15 protein-coding genes are annotated in these 15,730 nt (G+C 69.2%); 2 read left to right on the forward strand and 13 right to left on the reverse strand.

Annotated features, from left to right (window positions below; genetic code table 11):
* Nucleotides 1–9: 9 nt before the first annotated feature.
* From rpsJ to rfbB, 9 genes are all read right to left on the reverse strand, one after another.
* A complete protein-coding gene (rpsJ, locus tag ACFTXQ_RS19335; RefSeq protein ID WP_003948644.1) occupies nucleotides 10–318 on the reverse strand; it encodes a 30S ribosomal protein S10 in 309 nt (102 codons plus the stop codon).
* Between the two features lie 468 nt (nucleotides 319–786).
* Nucleotides 787–1,908 (reverse strand): hypothetical protein, encoded by a 1,122-nt coding sequence (locus ACFTXQ_RS19340; protein ID WP_382642262.1) that lies wholly within the window; start codon nucleotides 1,906–1,908, stop codon nucleotides 787–789.
* A 102-nt stretch (nucleotides 1,909–2,010) separates the two neighbouring features.
* Complete coding sequence (locus ACFTXQ_RS19345) at nucleotides 2,011–3,831, reverse strand: hypothetical protein (protein WP_382642264.1); 1,821 nt, start codon at nucleotides 3,829–3,831, stop codon at nucleotides 2,011–2,013.
* 8 nt (nucleotides 3,832–3,839) lie between these two features.
* A complete protein-coding gene (locus ACFTXQ_RS19350; protein WP_382642266.1) occupies nucleotides 3,840–5,138 on the reverse strand; it encodes a lipopolysaccharide biosynthesis protein in 1,299 nt (432 codons plus the stop codon).
* A gap of 25 nt (nucleotides 5,139–5,163) precedes the next feature.
* Nucleotides 5,164–6,048, reverse strand: a complete 885-nt coding sequence (locus ACFTXQ_RS19355; protein WP_382642268.1) for a glycosyltransferase family 2 protein — start codon at nucleotides 6,046–6,048, stop codon at nucleotides 5,164–5,166.
* 9 nt (nucleotides 6,049–6,057) lie between these two features.
* Complete coding sequence (locus tag ACFTXQ_RS19360) at nucleotides 6,058–6,864, reverse strand: glycosyltransferase family 2 protein (protein WP_382642270.1); 807 nt, start codon at nucleotides 6,862–6,864, stop codon at nucleotides 6,058–6,060.
* Nucleotides 6,861–7,262, reverse strand: a complete 402-nt coding sequence (locus ACFTXQ_RS19365; protein WP_382642272.1) for a DUF2304 family protein — start codon at nucleotides 7,260–7,262, stop codon at nucleotides 6,861–6,863. Before ACFTXQ_RS19365 ends, ACFTXQ_RS19360 begins: the two co-directional genes overlap by 4 nt.
* A gap of 142 nt (nucleotides 7,263–7,404) precedes the next feature.
* A complete protein-coding gene (gene rfbD / locus ACFTXQ_RS19370) occupies nucleotides 7,405–8,265 on the reverse strand; it encodes a dTDP-4-dehydrorhamnose reductase (RefSeq protein WP_382642350.1) in 861 nt (286 codons plus the stop codon).
* A 47-nt stretch (nucleotides 8,266–8,312) separates the two neighbouring features.
* Nucleotides 8,313–9,290 (reverse strand): dTDP-glucose 4,6-dehydratase, encoded by a 978-nt coding sequence (gene rfbB, locus ACFTXQ_RS19375; RefSeq protein ID WP_382642274.1) that lies wholly within the window; start codon nucleotides 9,288–9,290, stop codon nucleotides 8,313–8,315.
* 82 nt (nucleotides 9,291–9,372) lie between these two features.
* Here rfbB and rfbA point away from each other — a divergent pair, with 82 nt between their 5' ends.
* Nucleotides 9,373–10,248, forward strand: a complete 876-nt coding sequence (gene rfbA, locus ACFTXQ_RS19380) for a glucose-1-phosphate thymidylyltransferase RfbA (RefSeq protein WP_382642276.1) — start codon at nucleotides 9,373–9,375, stop codon at nucleotides 10,246–10,248.
* Nucleotides 10,245–10,844, forward strand: coding sequence for a dTDP-4-dehydrorhamnose 3,5-epimerase (rfbC, locus tag ACFTXQ_RS19385; RefSeq protein WP_382642278.1), 600 nt, complete (start codon nucleotides 10,245–10,247; stop codon nucleotides 10,842–10,844). Before rfbA ends, rfbC begins: the two co-directional genes overlap by 4 nt.
* Before the next feature lie 178 nt (nucleotides 10,845–11,022).
* On the opposite strand, the gene tuf is transcribed toward rfbC, so the two are convergent.
* The 4 genes from tuf to rpsL form a co-directional block, all read right to left on the reverse strand.
* On the reverse strand, nucleotides 11,023–12,216 hold the full coding sequence (gene tuf / locus ACFTXQ_RS19390) for an elongation factor Tu (protein WP_030653602.1): 1,194 nt from the start codon (nucleotides 12,214–12,216) through the stop codon (nucleotides 11,023–11,025).
* Nucleotides 12,217–12,367: 151 nt separating this feature from the next.
* A complete protein-coding gene (gene fusA / locus ACFTXQ_RS19395) occupies nucleotides 12,368–14,500 on the reverse strand; it encodes an elongation factor G (protein WP_382642280.1) in 2,133 nt (710 codons plus the stop codon).
* 39 nt (nucleotides 14,501–14,539) lie between these two features.
* Nucleotides 14,540–15,010: a 30S ribosomal protein S7 gene (gene rpsG / locus ACFTXQ_RS19400; protein WP_007265894.1), complete on the reverse strand. Its 471-nt coding sequence runs from the start codon at nucleotides 15,008–15,010 to the stop codon at nucleotides 14,540–14,542.
* A 2-nt stretch (nucleotides 15,011–15,012) separates the two neighbouring features.
* The gene (gene rpsL, locus ACFTXQ_RS19405; RefSeq protein WP_007265893.1) at nucleotides 15,013–15,384 is read right to left on the reverse strand and encodes a 30S ribosomal protein S12; all 372 of its coding nucleotides are present in this window, start codon (nucleotides 15,382–15,384) and stop codon (nucleotides 15,013–15,015) included.
* Nucleotides 15,385–15,730 lie beyond the last annotated feature (346 nt).

A 15,730-nucleotide genomic window follows, 5' to 3' on the forward strand; every position in this document is an offset into this window, starting at 1 on the left:
CGACGCCTCTCAGAGCTTGATCTCGATGTCAACGCCGGCCGGAAGGTCCAGGCGCATCAGCGAGTCAACGGTCTTGGGCGTCGGGTCGAGGATGTCGATCAGGCGCTTGTGCGTGCGCATCTCGAAGTGCTCGCGCGAGTCCTTGTACTTGTGCGGCGACTTGATGACGCAGTACACGTTCTTCTCAGTGGGCAGCGGCACCGGGCCCGCGACCGACGCACCAGTGCGGGTCACCGTCTCGACGATCTTCTTCGCCGAGGAGTCGATGACCTCGTGGTCGTAGGCCTTGAGCCGGATGCGGATCTTCTGTCCCGCCATGGCTACTCCGTAGTCCTGTCTCTATGTGGAAACGCTCTGGCCCTCGGTCGGCTGCGGGACGGATCCCGCGGCTTCTCTCCGACCCACGCGGTCGGGCGTGTCGCACTCCCTCTACAGAAAATTCCCATACGGAAATTCCCTCGTCCAAGGGGGTGCGGTCCCTGTGACCGCGTTTCGGGGGAGAAACACCCACCGAGCGCCTGGTGGGCACCGTGCTGACACTTCCCAGAAGATTCCCGTACGTCCGTCCCCATTGCTGCCCCGGAAGGCAGATTAAGGACGACGAGTACTGTGGGACTCGCTTCCGGTCCTCCCGGCGGGAGGCGCGCAGCATCGGCACTCAGCCGAGCAACTTGAGTAGTCTGCCATACGAGGCACGTACCTGGCCAATCGGGCCGAAGAGAATACCCCGCCACGGTGTGTGGTCAAACTGCACCACGCCCATCACCCCGGCGGGGTCTCCCCCGGTCAGGAACGGCTGGCCGTCCCGCACTCCTTCGGCAGCTCCGCGAGGTCCTTGCTCCGGTCGTACGGGTCGGTGACCGGGCCGGTCGCGCCGGCCCCCGGCTTGAGCTCGCTGGGGAACAGGGGGTGCAGGTAGCCCGTGCCGTCCCGGGTGCAGTCGTCGTTGCCCGCGCTCTCCGACCAGGACACGATCTGGAGCGTCCCCTTCGTCGCCTGCCACTTCTTCGGGTCGACGAGCGCCGTCGTCAGCGTGCGCCGGACCACCGTCCGGGCCACCTCGTCGGAGCCGCCCTTCGCCGGCACCACCGGGTACACGAAGGTGTAGTCGGCGTGCACCAGCACCTCGCCTTCCTGTCCGCCTTCGAAGGTCATCCGGCCGCGCGTCTTCACCACCCCGCCGTGGAAGCGCACGTGCCCGGGGTCGAAGCGGCTGAACAGCCAGAGCGGGTCGGTCTCGGTCGAGGGCGTGGCCAGCGCCCGCTCCATCATTCCCCGGCCCTCGGGCTGGAGCGGGTCCAGCAGCTTGAGCGCGGCCTCGGGCCGCTCCCCGCCCAGGACCGCCGGGTCCAGGTTCGAGGCGATCAGCAGATCCCGGGTCCGGCCCAGCGCGGTCGCCACCTGCTCCTGGGACGCCCCCTTGACGGCGGTGGCCTCCGGCAGCTCGATGCCGGCCGCGCCGTCGGCCCACTGGAGGGCCGGGGAGCCGCGGAAAGGTTCCTTCAGGGTCGGCTGGTCCGGGTAGGCGGCCCCCGGCGCGGCGGTCGGACGTACGGACTCCGCGGGCAGCGGCGCGGCGTCCTGACGGGCGTCCGCCTTGCCCGTGAGGCGGTCGATCACCAGCTCGGGCCGTACGGCGACCAGCGCGAGCCCGGCGATGAAGACGACGGCCAGCCCGGCCTTGAGCCGTCGCCGGGCCCGGCCGCGGCCCTGCATCTCCTGCCAGGCCGGCCCGGTGCGCCAGCCCGCCGGCTCCTGCTCGTGGCGCAGCCGCTCGGTCACCATCCGCGCCCGCGCGGACGGCTCCTTCGGCGCCGCGCCGCCCCCCGCGGCGGCCTCCTCCATGAACCGGGCCCAGTCCTCGTCCGAGAGTTCCGGCCCGTCGCCGCGGTCTTTGCTTCTGCCCATGTCCCCACCCTGATCGTGAACGGCCGAGAGGCCCCGCACCTTGCGGTGCGGAGCCTCTCACGTGCGACGATGCCGGGCTAAATCCTGCCGCGACGGCGCCGGTCAGTCGCGGCGCCAGATCACGTAGTGGTCCTCGCGGACCTCCCGGTCGACGTGCCAGCCGGCCGGGACCCTCTTCCAGCTGTCGGCGGCCGGGGCCTTCTCGTCCAGGATGGCGAGCACGGCGACGTTGGCCTCGGCCGGCGGCGTCTCGTTCACGATGAGGGCGCGGGTCCAGACGCGGCCGTCGAGCACCGAGTAGCCCAGGGTCACCCGCGTCTCCCAGCGGAAGGCCCGGTCCATGACCAGGCGGTCGCCGGGCCGCAGGCCGGCCTTGTCGAAGAAACCGGTGGCGTCGTTGTAGCGCCACTTCATGTTCGGCACGGTGACGTTGTCGGTGATGGCGACGGTCCCCCACCCGGCGAACACCGCCAGGACCACCCCGGCGGCGCCGGTGGCGAGCGCGTTGCGGCGGCTGCCGCCGAGCAGGCGCAGCGCCATCAGGACGGCGAACACGATCAGGGCGACCACGGTGGTGCGCACCGCGTGGAAGTGTTCCCAGTCCTTCGACCACAGGCCGGCGAGGAAGGTCGCGTCGGGCAGGCCCCACAGGATGAAGTAGGACTTGGCCCACTGGTGCTGGGCCATGTGGAGCAGCACCGCCGTCAGCGCCAGCGTCACACCCGCGCTCGCGGCGCCGAGCGCGACGATCTTCTTCCAGCCGCGTACGTGGTAGAGCACCGCCATCGCGACCAGCACGTACACCGCGACCAGCGGGGACAGGTAGCGGGCGTAGACGATGGTGTCGATCCGGTGGTCGTTGGGCAGGCCCGCGGCCGCGGCCAGGGCGATGCCGCCCAGCAGCGCGACCATCAGGAAGGCCACCACGCGGTTCGCCCGGGTGAAGCGCGAGCTGAACACGGCGCACACGCAGACCACCAGGGTCAGCGCGCCCAGGCCCCAGGTGCTGGTCATGAAGTACCAGATGTGCCCGATCACCCGCATGATGGTGCGGCGCATCAGGCGGGTGTTCTCGAGCGTCTGGAAGACGGCGTTTCCGACCTCGCTCGGCTTCGCGCCGTCGATGCGGGACATCATCCAGGTGGTCATCAGCTGCTTGACGACGAACATGACGGCCAGCACGGCCAGCCCCAGCGCGGCGGCGATCCGCGGGGTCCACTTGAGGACGAGCGCGACCAGCAGCACCAGACCGGTCAGCGCGATGATCACGCCTCCGCGGTCATGGGTGAGCAGGCAGTATCCGGCGGCGAAGGCGGCCAGCAGGGCGAACCAGGTCCGGCGGCGCCGGCCGCCCTCGGAGAACGCGCCGTGCACGCCGATCAGCCAGGCCAGCACCAGGCCCGGCAGCGGGGTGTCGGCCATCCCGAACTGCGAGTAGAACACCACCGGCGGCAGCAGCACCGCGGCGAAGGCGGCGACGTACGACACCGCCTTGGAGACGTTCAGCCTGCGCATCGCCCAGTACCCCAGCGGCAGCACCAGGCAGCTGAGCAGGGCGTTGATGCCCAGGATCAGGTGGTAGGCGAACACCGGATCCTTGGTGAACCACAGGGCGGGCGAGATGAGCAGCGAATAGCCGGCCGGGATGACCTGGTCGCTGGGGATCTCGGTGGTCGGCAGGCCGGCCAGCATCCTGGCCATCACCAGGTACATCGGCTCGTCCGGGCTGACCGTCGGGTAGTCCTGCTCGGTGACCAGGGACAGCCGGAACAGCACGCTGAGCACGTACCCGGTGACCAGCGCCACCGGCACCACCCAGCGGGCGTGCCACCACCCTGCCCTGGTGCCGCTGTCCGCCGGGGAGTCCCCCGTGGTCTGGTCGGGCTCCGACCCGACGGGGGGCATGGAGTCCAGTCGTGTCATGGCTGGGGTCACACTTCCGTGAGGTGTCCGTTGGGTACCGGTGCGGCGGTACGGCGCGGCACGGCGCCGCGCAGGGTGAGGAGCATCGCGGCGGCCGTGGCCAGCGAGCCGACCGCGTAGGCGAGGCCCACGCGCAGCGCGATGTCGCCGGGAAGCAGGGTGATGCCGAGGAGGACCGCGGTGCCGAACGCCCAGCAGGCGAGCTGGGCACGGTGCCTGTGCAGCACCATCTGGGCCTGGCCGAGCACCATCGCCAGCATGTAGCAGGTCGTGCCGGTGGCGAACCACAGGAAGTCCAGGCGGCCGAGCTGGCCGGGCGCGGCACCGAACAGGACCTCGATCAGCCAGGGCCCGATCAGCACGGCGGGCACGCCTCCGAGGACGCCGAGGCCGAGCACCACCAGGCACGCCTTGCGCAGCATCCGCGCGAAGCCCTGGTGGTCGCCGGCGGCCACCACGGTGGACAGGCCGGAGAGCAGCGAGGCCTGCAGCGAGCCGAAGACGAACAGCGGCACCCGGGCCAGCACCAGGGCGCTGAGCAGGCCCGCGATCAGCTCGGTGCGGGTCGGCTCCAGCAGCTGGGTGCTCATCACGGCCGCGTTGACCACGACCTGGGCCAGCAGCGTGGAGGCGATCAGCGGCCCGAGGCCGCGGACCAGCTCCCGCGTGGGCATGGCGTCACCGGGCCGCGCCACGCGCAGGGTGGGGGCCAGGGTGAGGAACAGGGCGATGAACGGGGCCGCGACGAGGATCAGGCTGAAGGCGAGCGCCGAGTGCAGCCCGGCGGCGGCGCAGCCGAAGGCCAGCAGGATCCGCAGGCCGCCGTCGACCGCGAGCTGGGAGCCGTACGCGGTGAACCGGCCGGTGCCGGCCAGGATGCCCCGGGTGAGGTAGCACAGGGCCATCCCTGCGAAGGCGCCGCCGAGCACGGCGACCAGCTGGAGGTCGCCCTGGAACAGCCGGTCGGCGATCGGCCGGGCGAAGGCGGCGAGCGCCCCGAGTACCGCGGCGAGGATGCCGGCGGTCAGCAGCCCCGCCTTGCGCAGGACGGGGGCCGCGCCCTCGCCGCGCACCACGCGGGCGGCCACGATCCGGGTCAGCTCCTGCTCGATCGGGAAGAACAGGCCGATGCCGACGGACATCACCAGGGTCCACAGCACCGACACCCCGGCCATGTCGGCCTTGGAGAGGCTGTGCCCCGCCACGGCGAGGTGGATGTAGGAGGCGGCGCCGAGCACAGCGGTGCCCCCCGCGACCATGGCGGTCCCGGGGGGCAGGGCCTTGAGCAGTTTCGCTATCGGGTTCATGCGGGAGCTTTCGACGGCCGCACGCTCAGCGCGTGGCGTGGCGGAGCATCGCGCTGATCCCCGGGCGGCCGGCGTGCTTGGCGGCGCCGGGCAGCAGGGTCAGCGCGTGCAGCCGGGAGGAGAGGTGCAGTCGGGAGACCTTGGCGGCGCGCGGCCAGCCGTGCCGGTCCATGCGGTCGGCGGTCTCCCGGAAGAAGCGCTTGGCCTCCTCGAAGCGGTGGCCGGTGTAGGCCTTGGCGGAGGACTCGCTCTCGGCGTGCCGGCGGTAGCTGAAGCAGAGCTCCGGCGTGGTGGCCAGGGTCTCCCCCGCGACCAGCAGGTCCACGACCAGCGCGAGGTCCTGGATGACGCCCAGGTCGTCGCGGAAGCCGAAGCGCTTGACGGCCTCGGTGCGCCAGCAGATCGACGGGAAGTAGAGCCAGTTGCCGCGCAGCAGGCTGGCGGCCAGTTCCTCGCCGCCGAGCAGGGCGCGGCCCGGGCCCTTGGGCGCGTACAGCTTGCGCTTGGTCCGGTCGGCGAGGGTGTCGTAGGGCCGGCCGTCGCTGCCGATCACCTGGACGCCGGGCTGGATCATCGCGGCGCCCGGCTCGCGCTCGGCCGTGGCCCGCACCACCTGGAGGTAGTTCGGGTGCATGAGGTCGTCGCAGCCCATGAGCACCAGGTACTCGTACTCGGCGAGTTCGACGCAGCGGTTGAAGTTGCCGGTCACGCCGAGGTTGCGCTCGTTGCGGAAGTAGCGGACCCGGGGGTCCGCCAGCTGCTCGAACCACTCGGGGACGCCCGGCTCGCGGCCGTCGTCGACGACGGTGAGCCGCCAGTCGTCGCCGTCCTGGGCGAGGATGCTGCGGACCGCGTCCTGCATCAGCGCGACGTCGCCGTAGTACGGCAGCAGGAACTCGAACTTCGACATGTTCTCCGCCTAGGCCTTCGTCAGCTCGCGGCCGAGCAGTTCGGCGGTGCGCCGCTGGTGCGCGGAGTACGCCGGGGAGCCGGGCGTGAACGCCTTGAGCTCCTGGGGCATCCGGCGGATCATCGCGAGCAGCAGCACCAGGCCGGCGCGGGTGAGGTAGACCATCGCGCGGAACGGCGAGGCGCTCGGGCGTCCGGTGGTGCGCTCCCGCATCGCCACGGGTATCTGGCGGACGGTGAAGCCGGAGCGGGCCGCGCCGACCATCGACTCGATGGTGTCGCCGAGGTACTCCACGGGGTACCAGCGGGCGAAGAACTCTATGAGCGGGCGGTTGCAGGCGCGGAAGCCCGAGGTGGTGTCGGTGAGCTTGGTCCGGGTGATGCGCGACAGCACCACGGACAGCAGCGACATCGCCCACTTGCGCGGGCCGCGCACCTGGTAGTCCCCGTCGCCGGCGAACCGGGCGCCTATGACCAGGTCGGCGTCGCCGGTGGCGAGCCGCTCCAGCAGTGCCGGTACGTAGGCGGGATCGTGCTGGCCGTCGGCGTCCACCTGGATGGCCACGTCGTAGCCGTGCTGCTGCGCGTAGCGGTAGCCGAGGCGCATCGCGCCGCCGACACCGAGGTTGAACGGCAGCTGGGCGACGGCCGATCCGGCCGCGCGGGCCACCTCGGCGGTGCTGTCGGCCGAGCCGTCGTCGACCACGAGGGTGTCGACGTAGGGCAGTTGCTCCTGGATCTCGCGCAGGACGGAGGGCAGGCCCTCCTCCTCGTTCCAGGCCGGAAGAATGATCAGGACGCGACGACCGTCGTTCACGACTTCACCTGTGCCTCGATGGCGCCGGAGTCCTCCGTGCGCGGCGACGTGCTGGGGTAACCGCCCTGCTGGACGAGGTGCGCGCGGATCAGCGCGACGTCCTCCGCCAGCGTGCGGGTCTCCGCTTCCAGCCGGCTGGTCTCCCAGCTGAGGTGCAGGCTCACCAGCAGGACCAGGACGAAGCCGGTGAACAGCACCAGGCTCACGCCGGATGCCACGCCGAGGCTTCTGGCGACCGGGTCCAGCAGGTCGGGCACGAACCCGAGCGGCGCGACCAGCAACCCGATCGCGAGCCATATCGCCGCGTACTTCTCCCGCAGTTGCTGGCGGCGCAGCAGCTCGAGGATGTACCCCAGCACCAGGAGACCGGTGATGGAGGTCAGGACGGTGAGTTGCACAGCGGGCGGCGCCTTTCGCGCGAAGGGGCCAACGTCTTTACGGAGAAGCATATGGCACGCCTGATGACGCCCACGGGGCCCGGAAGGTTCCGTTCCGAGCCCCGCCGACGACGTCCGTGTGAAGGCGGCCGGCGCCGCCCGATCAGCGTGTCGAGGGCTGTCCCAGCAGGTCAGCAAAGGCCGGCCGGGTGATCGCCTCGGCGAGCTGGACCTGCCACTCGGGCAGCGGCTCCAGCCCGGCCTCCGACCAGCGGTCGTGACCAAGCACACTGTACGCAGGGCGGACCGCGGGGCGGACGAAGGCCGTGGAATCGGTCGGCCGGATCCGCTCGGGGTCCAGGCCACCGAGCCGGTAGGCCTCGCGGGCCAGCCCGAACCAGGTGGTCCGGCCGCTCGCGGTGCCGTGGTAGACGCCCGCCGGTGCGCGGCCGGCCAGCGCGGCCCGGCCGAGTTCGACGAGCCGACGGGCCAGCGCGTAGGACCAGGTGGGCTGGCCGTGCTGGTCGTCGACGACGTCCAGGGTGTCCCGCTGGGCGGCCAGCTTCAGCATGGTGGCGACGAAGTTCGGGCCGTGCTCGCCGTACAGCCAGGCGGTGCGCACGACGTAGCCGTCCTGCGGCAGCAGCTCGGCCACGGCCTGCTCGCCGACGAGCTTGGAGCGGCCGTACGCGTTCACGGGCCCGGTGGCCGCGTCCTCGCGGTAGGGCTCCGAGGCGTCGCCGGGCAGCACGTAGTCGGTGGAGACGTGCAGCAGGCGCGCGCCGGCGGCGGCGCAGGCCTCGGCGAGGACCCGTACGCCGGTGCCGTTGACTGCGGTGGCGGCCTCCTCGGCCGTCTCCGCGCCGTCCACGTCCGTCCAGGCGGCGCAGTTGACGACGACGGCGCTGCCCTCGACGGCGGCCCGGACGGCCGCCGGGTCGGTGATGTCGAGGTCGGCGCGGCCGAGGCCGGCGGCCTCGATTCCGGCGTCCTTCAGGACGGCCAGGACGTCCTGGCCGAGCATCCCGGCGGCGCCGGTGACGAGCCAGCGCGCACTCGTGGCGTCAGCGGTCACTTCTGCAGCGCCGCCTTCGCCTTGAGCGGCTCCCACCAGGCGCGGTTCTCGCGGTACCAGTCGATGGTGGCCTTGATGCCGTCCTCGAAGGTGACCTGCGGGGCGTAGCCGAGCTCGGCGCCGATCTTGCCGATGTCGATGGAGTAGCGGAGGTCGTGGCCCTTGCGGTCCTCGACCTGCTCGACCATCTCCCAGCCGAGGCCGGCGGCCTCCAGCAGCACGCCGGTGAGCTCCTTGTTGGTGAGCTCGGTGCCGCCGCCGATGTTGTAGACCTCGCCGGCGCGGCCCTTGCGCATGGCCAGGTCGATGCCGCGGCAGTGGTCGGAGACGTGCAGCCAGTCGCGCACGTTGCCGCCGTTGCCGTACAGCGGGACCTTCTTGCCGTCCATCAGGTTCGAGACGAACAGCGGGATGACCTTCTCCGGGAACTGGTAGTGCCCGTAGTTGTTGGAGCAGCGGGTGACCACCACGTCCATGCCGTGCGTGCGCGCGTAGGCCAGCGCCAGCAGGTCGGAGGAGGCCTTCGACGCGGAGTACGGGGAGTTGGGCACCAGCGGCCACTCCTCCGTCCACGAGCCCTCGCTGATCGAGCCGTAGACCTCGTCGGTGGAGATGTGGACGAAGCGGCCGACGCCGTGCTTGCGGGCGGCGTCCAGGAGGACCTGCGTACCCACCACGTTGGTCATCACGAAGGGGCCGGCGCCCGCGATCGAGCGGTCCACGTGAGACTCGGCGGCGAAGTGCACGACCACGTCGTGGCCGGCCATCACCTGGTCGACGGCCTCCGCGTCGCAGATGTCGCCCTTGACGAAGCGGTATCCGGGGTGGTCCGCGACCGGGGCGAGGTTCGCTTCGACGCCGGAATAGGTCAGTTTGTCGAAGACCGTGATCTGCGCCGTCGCATCTGCACCGAGCTGCTGGCGGACGAATTCTGAACCGATGAAGCCGGCGCCGCCGGTCACAAGGATGCGCATAATACGAAGAGTCTAGCCGCCTGCCGAACGTCACACGGTCTGAGCTCGGCCCGCCCCAGCCCTCTCGCATAGGGTTCTCCCCATGCGTGGAATCCTCTTGGCCGGTGGCACCGGATCTCGACTCTGGCCGCTGACACGGGCAGTTTCGAAGCAATTGCTGCCCGTCTTCGACAAGCCGATGATCTATTACCCCCTGTCCACCCTGGTGATGGCGGGTATCAGCGAAATTCTGATCATCACCACCCCGGAAGACCGCGACCAGTTCGAGCGTCTGCTCGGCGACGGTTCGCAGTTCGGCCTCCGCCTGGAGTACGCCGTCCAGGAGCGCCCCGAGGGCATCGCCCAGGCCTTCGTGCTCGGCGCCGACTTCATCGGCGACGAGTCCGTCGCGCTGATCCTCGGCGACAACATCTTCCACGGCAGCGGCCTCGGCACGCGCCTCGCCGAGCACACCGACTCCAAGGGCGGCCGGGTCTTCGCGTACCCGGTGGCCGACCCGACCGCGTACGGCGTGGTCGAGTTCGACGACAAGGGCCAGGCCATCTCCATCGAGGAGAAGCCGGTCAAGCCCAAGTCCCGCTACGCGGTGCCGGGTCTGTACTTCTACGACAACCGGGTCGTCGAGATCGCCCGCGGCCTGAAGCCCAGCGCCCGCGGCGAGCTGGAGATCACCGCCGTCAACGACGCGTACCTCCAGGCCGGCGAGCTCAACGTCACCATCCTCGACCGCGGTACCGCCTGGCTGGACACCGGCACCTTCGTGTCGATGGTGCAGGCCTCCGAGTTCGTCCGCGTCATCGAGGAGCGCCAGGGCTTCAAGATCGGCTGCATCGAGGAGGCGGCCTGGCGGGCCGGCCTCATCGACTCCGCGCAGCTGCGCGCGCTCGCCGAGCCCCTCACGAAGAGCGGTTACGGCAACTACCTGCTGGCCCTGCTGGACGAGGAGGACGCCCGGTGAAGTTCCGCGAACTCTCCATCGAGGGTGCCTTCGAGGTCACCCCGCAGCTGCACGGCGACCCGCGCGGCCTGTTCACCGAGTGGTACCGCTTCGACCGGCTCGCCGAGGTCGTCGGCCACCCGCTGAACCTGGCGCAGGCGAACCTCTCGGTCTCCTCCGCCGGCGTGGTCCGCGGCATCCACTTCGCCGACGTGCCGCGCGGCCAGGCCAAGTACGTGACCTGCGTACGCGGCGCCGTCCTCGACGTCATCGTGGACCTGCGGGTCGGCTCCCCCACGTTCGGCACGTGGGAGGGCGTCCGCCTGGACGACGTGGACCGCCGCGCCGTCTACATACCCGAGGGCCTGGGCCACGGCTTCTGCGCGCTGAGCGACGACGCCACGCTGTCGTACCTGTGCTCGGAGACGTACAACCCGACCGGCGAGCACTCGGTCCACCCGCTCGACGCCGACCTGGGCATCGAGTGGCCGGCCGAGGTCCCGCTGCTCTCCGCCCGTGACGAGGCCGCGCCGTCGCTGGCCGACGCCATCGCGACCGGGCTGCTGCCGGACTACGCCGTCTGCAAGGAGTTCACCGAGTCGCTCCGCGTGAGCTGACCGGTCCGCGCCGCACGAGAGAGGGCCGCACCCCGACGGGGGTGCGGCCCTCTTCCGTTCCCGTCGTACGTATGGGACCGGGAAAGCCGAAGGGCCCCGTCCCTCCGCCGGAGCGGTGGGGCGGGGCCCTCCAGTGCAACTTGGTGCTCGCTGACGAGCTACCAGGTCAGAACACGAATTACTTCGTGATCTTGGTGACCTGGCCGGCGCCCACGGTACGACCACCCTCACGGATGGCGAACTTCAGGCCCTCCTCCATGGCGACCGGCTGGATCAGCGCGACCGACATCTCGGTGTTGTCGCCCGGCATGACCATCTCCGTGCCGGCCGGCAGGGTGACGACACCCGTGACGTCCGTGGTACGGAAGTAGAACTGCGGACGGTAGTTGTTGAAGAACGGGGTGTGACGGCCACCCTCGTCCTTCGACAGGATGTAGGCCTGGGCCTCGAACTCGGTGTGCGGGGTGACCGAACCCGGCTTGATGATGACCTGGCCGCGCTCGACGTCCTCGCGCTTGATGCCACGGAGGAGCAGACCGACGTTCTCGCCCGCCTGGCCCTCGTCGAGGAGCTTGCGGAACATCTCGATACCGGTGACCGTGGTGGTGGTCTTCTCTTCCTTGATACCGATGATGTCGACGGTCTCGTTGACCTTCAGGACACCACGCTCGATACGGCCGGTGACGACCGTACCGCGACCGGTGATCGTGAAGACGTCCTCGACGGGCATGAGGAACGGCTTCTCGGTGTCACGCGGCGGGGTCGGGATGGCCTCGTCGACGGCGGACATGAGGCCGAGGAGCTTCTCGCCCCACTCCTTGTCGCCCTCGAGCGCCTTCAGCGCGGAGACGCGGACGACCGGCAGGTCGTCGCCCGGGAACTCGTACTCGGAGAGGAGCTCACGGACCTCGAGCTCGACGAGCTCCAGGATCTCCTCGTCGTCCACCATGTCGGCCTTGTTCAGGGCGACGACGATGTACGGAACGCCGACCTGGCGGGCCAGGAGCACGTGCTCCTTGGTCTGCGGCATCGGGCCGTCGGTGGCGGCGACCACGAGGATCGCGCCGTCCATCTGCGCGGCACCGGTGATCATGTTCTTGATGTAGTCCGCGTGACCCGGGCAGTCGACGTGGGCGTAGTGACGCGCCTCGGTCTGGTACTCGACGTGCGCGATGGAGATGGTGATACCGCGCTGGCGCTCCTCAGGAGCCTTGTCGATCTGGTCGAAGGCCGAGGCCTCGTTCAGGTCCGGGTACGCGTCGTGCAGCACCTTGGTAATGGCGGCCGTGAGGGTCGTCTTACCGTGGTCAATGTGACCGATGGTGCCGATGTTGACGTGCGGCTTAGTCCGCTCGAACTTCGCCTTCGCCACGGGGGTCCTCCTGGAGAGTGGTTCTGTACGCCTTACAGATCGGCGCCAGGTGATCTTTGCTGGAAAGCCGGCCGGTCCCCGGGGCAACGGGAGTGGCTCCTGTTGCCCCAGAGGCTGCCGGTGACAAGCCTAAAGCGTGTACTCCGAAGAGTTACTCGCCCTTGGCCTTCGCGATGATCTCCTCAGCGACGTTCCGGGGAACCTCGGCGTAGGAGTCGAACTGCATCGAGTAGCTGGCGCGACCCGAGGTCTTGCTGCGGAGGTCTCCGACGTAGCCGAACATCTCCGAAAGAGGCACGAGGCCCTTCACGACGCGAGCGCCGTGACGCTCCTCCATGGCCTGGATCTGGCCACGGCGGGAGTTGATGTCGCCGATGACGTCACCCATGTAGTCCTCGGGCGTGGTGACCTCGACGGCCATCATCGGCTCAAGGAGCACGGGAGAAGCCTTGCGCGCGGCCTCCTTGAAGGCCTGCGAACCGGCGATCTTGAACGCGAGCTCGGAGGAGTCGACCTCGTGGTAGCCACCGTCGAGAAGCGTGACGCGGACGCCCGTCATCTCGTAGCCGGCGAGGATGCCGAACTGCATGGCCTCCTGCGCACCGGCGTCGACCGAAGGGATGTACTCCTTCGGCACGCGGCCACCGGTGACCTTGTTCACGAACTCGTACGCCGGACCGTCGGTCTCGGTGATGGGCTCGATCGCGATCTGCACCTTGGCGAACTGACCGGTACCACCGGTCTGCTTCTTGTGGGTGTAGTCGTGACGCTCGACGGCCTTGCGGATCGTCTCGCGGTAGGCCACCTGCGGCTTGCCGACGTTGGCCTCGACCTTGAACTCGCGCTTCATACGGTCGACCAGCACCTCGAGGTGCAGCTCGCCCATACCGCCGAGGATGGTCTGGCCCGTCTCCTCGTCCGAGTGAACGTGGAAGGAGGGGTCCTCCTCCGCGAGACGCTGGATGGCGACACCCAGCTTCTCCTGGTCACCCTTGGACTTGGGCTCGATGGCGACCTGGATGACCGGAGCCGGGAAGTCCATGGACTCCAGGATCACGGGCGCCTTGTCGTCGCACAGCGTCTCACCGGTGGTGGTCTGCTTCAGGCCCATGACGGCGACGATGTCGCCGGCGCCCACCGAGTCGATCTCCTCACGCTTGTTCGCGTGCATGCGGTAGATCTTGCCGATGCGCTCCTTCTTGCCCTTGACGGAGTTCAGCACCGCAGTGCCGGCCTCCAGGCGGCCCGAGTAAACCCGGACGAAGGTGAGCTTACCGAGGTGCGGGTCGCTCATGATCTTGAACGCGAGCGCGGCGAGGGGCTCCTCGTCGGACGGCTTGCGCTTCACGACCGTGTCGGCGTCGCGAACGTCGTGGCCCTCGATGGCCTCGATGTCCAGCGGCGACGGCAGGTAGCGGACGACGGCGTCGAGCAGGGGCTGAACACCCTTGTTCTTGAACGCCGTGCCACAGAACACCGCGGTGATCGTGGGCTCGCCCTTGCCCTTGCCGGAGCCGAGGATGATGCGACGGACGGCGGCGTGCAGCTGCTCCACGGACGGCTCGTCGCCGTTCAGGAAGAGCTCCATGATCTCGTCGTCGTTCTCGGCGACGGTCTCGACCAGCTTGCCGCGCCACTCTTCAGCGGCCTCGGTGTGCGTGGCCGGGATGTCGACGATGTCGTACATCTCGCCCTTGGTCGCCTCGGCGGACCAGACGAACGCCTTCATCGTGACGAGGTCGACGACACCCTGGAAGTCGGCCTCGGCACCGATGGGGAGCTGCATGACGATCGGAACCGCACCGAGGCGGTCCTTGATCATGTCGACGCAGCGGTGGAACTCGGCGCCGGTGCGGTCGAGCTTGTTGACGAAGCAGATGCGCGGCACGCCGTAGCGGTCCGCCTGACGCCAAACGGTCTCGGACTGCGGCTCAACGCCGGCCACACCGTCGAAGACGGTGACGGCGCCGTCGAGGACGCGGAGCGAACGCTCCACCTCGACGGTGAAGTCGACGTGACCCGGGGTGTCGATGATGTTGATGGTGTGGTCAACATCCTCGAGCGGCCAGTGGCAGGTCGTCGCGGCAGACGTGATCGTGATACCACGCTCCTGCTCCTGCTCCATCCAGTCCATCGTGGCAGCGCCGTCGTGGACCTCACCGATCTTGTACGACACACCGGTGTAGAACAGGATGCGCTCGGTGGTGGTCGTCTTGCCCGCGTCGATGTGGGCCATGATGCCGATGTTGCGCACCTTGGCCAGGTCAAGCGAAGTGGTAGCCATAAGGCTTCGGTCTTCTCTCGGTCTCGATGTGGGGTGGGACTACCAGCGGTAGTGCGCGAAGGCCTTGTTGGACTCGGCCATCTTGTGCGTGTCCTCGCGCTTCTTGACGGCAGCGCCAAGACCGTTGGAGGCGTCGAGCAGCTCGTTCATGAGGCGCTCGGTCATGGTCTTCTCACGACGGGCGCGGGAGTAACCCACGAGCCAGCGGAGGGCCAGGGTCGACTGGCGACCCGGCTTGACCTCGACGGGGACCTGGTAGGTCGCGCCACCGACACGGCGGGACTTGACCTCGAGGGACGGCTTGACGTTCTCCAGCGCGCGCTTCAGCGTGATGACCGGGTCGTTGCCGGTCTTCTCGCGGAGGCCTTCCATGGCGCCGTAAACGATGCGCTCGGCGGTGGAGCGCTTGCCGTTCAGGAGGATCTTGTTGATGAGCGAGGTCACCAGAGGAGATGCGTAGACCGGGTCGATGATGACCGGGCGCTTCGGGGCGGGGCCCTTACGAGGCATTCTTACTTCTCCTTCTTGGCGCCGTAGCGGCTGCGGGCCTGCTTGCGGTTCTTGACAGCCTGGGTGTCAAGCGCACCGCGGATGATCTTGTAGCGAACACCCGGCAGGTCCTTCACACGGCCACCACGCACGAGCACGATCGAGTGCTCCTGCAGGTTGTGTCCCTCACCCGGAATGTAAGCGGTGACCTCGATGCCAGAGGTCAGACGCACACGCGCGACCTTACGCAGCGCCGAGTTCGGCTTCTTCGGGGTGGTCGTGAACACTCGCGTGCAGACGCCGCGACGCTGGGGCGAGGCCTCGAGCGCGGGAGTCTTTGTCTTCTCGACCTTGTCCTGCCGGCCCTTACGGACCAGCTGCTGGATCGTAGGCACTACTTCTCCGGTTTCTGTGTGCCGTGTAGTGAAGCTAACCTGGAACTTTGCCGACCCACGCGGTCGGGTGTGTCGGATCCGGCGGACCTCCGCGCAAGCACGGAAACGCATGGATCGCGGTGGCCGACTCGGCTCACGTGCGGTTGATGGACACGCACGGGAGCCTAGGCACACCCCAGGCACAAGGTCAGAGCGTACCTACCTCACAGAGGTAGGTCAAAACAAATGCCCAGCACGAAAACACACCGGGCGCAAGTGGTAGCACGGCGATCGCCGCCCCCCAGCCCCGCCGGCGTTTGAGGCGCGGGGTCCGGGGCGGAGCCCCGGCAACGGCGCCGCACCCGAC

Source organism: Streptomyces sp. NPDC057010 (assembly GCF_042673805.1).
Taxonomy (GTDB): Bacteria; Actinomycetota; Actinomycetes; order Streptomycetales; family Streptomycetaceae; genus Streptomyces.

Bases quoted from the DNA above. Each gene is read 5' to 3' on its own strand.
- rpsJ (WP_003948644.1), bottom strand. From the start codon at position 318: ATGGCGGGACAGAAGATCCGCATCCGGCTCAAGGCCTACGACCACGAG.
- ACFTXQ_RS19340 (WP_382642262.1), bottom strand. From the start codon at position 1,908: ATGGGCAGAAGCAAAGACCGCGGCGACGGGCCGGAACTCTCGGACGAG.
- ACFTXQ_RS19345 (WP_382642264.1), bottom strand. From the start codon at position 3,831: ATGACACGACTGGACTCCATGCCCCCCGTCGGGTCGGAGCCCGACCAG.
- ACFTXQ_RS19350 (WP_382642266.1), bottom strand. From the start codon at position 5,138: ATGAACCCGATAGCGAAACTGCTCAAGGCCCTGCCCCCCGGGACCGCC.
- ACFTXQ_RS19355 (WP_382642268.1), bottom strand. From the start codon at position 6,048: ATGTCGAAGTTCGAGTTCCTGCTGCCGTACTACGGCGACGTCGCGCTG.
- rfbD (WP_382642350.1), bottom strand. From the start codon at position 8,265: ATGCTCGGCCAGGACGTCCTGGCCGTCCTGAAGGACGCCGGAATCGAG.
- rfbB (WP_382642274.1), bottom strand. From the start codon at position 9,290: ATGCGCATCCTTGTGACCGGCGGCGCCGGCTTCATCGGTTCAGAATTC.
- rfbA (WP_382642276.1), top strand. From the start codon at position 9,373: ATGCGTGGAATCCTCTTGGCCGGTGGCACCGGATCTCGACTCTGGCCG.
- fusA (WP_382642280.1), bottom strand. From the start codon at position 14,500: ATGGCTACCACTTCGCTTGACCTGGCCAAGGTGCGCAACATCGGCATC.
- rpsG (WP_007265894.1), bottom strand. From the start codon at position 15,010: ATGCCTCGTAAGGGCCCCGCCCCGAAGCGCCCGGTCATCATCGACCCG.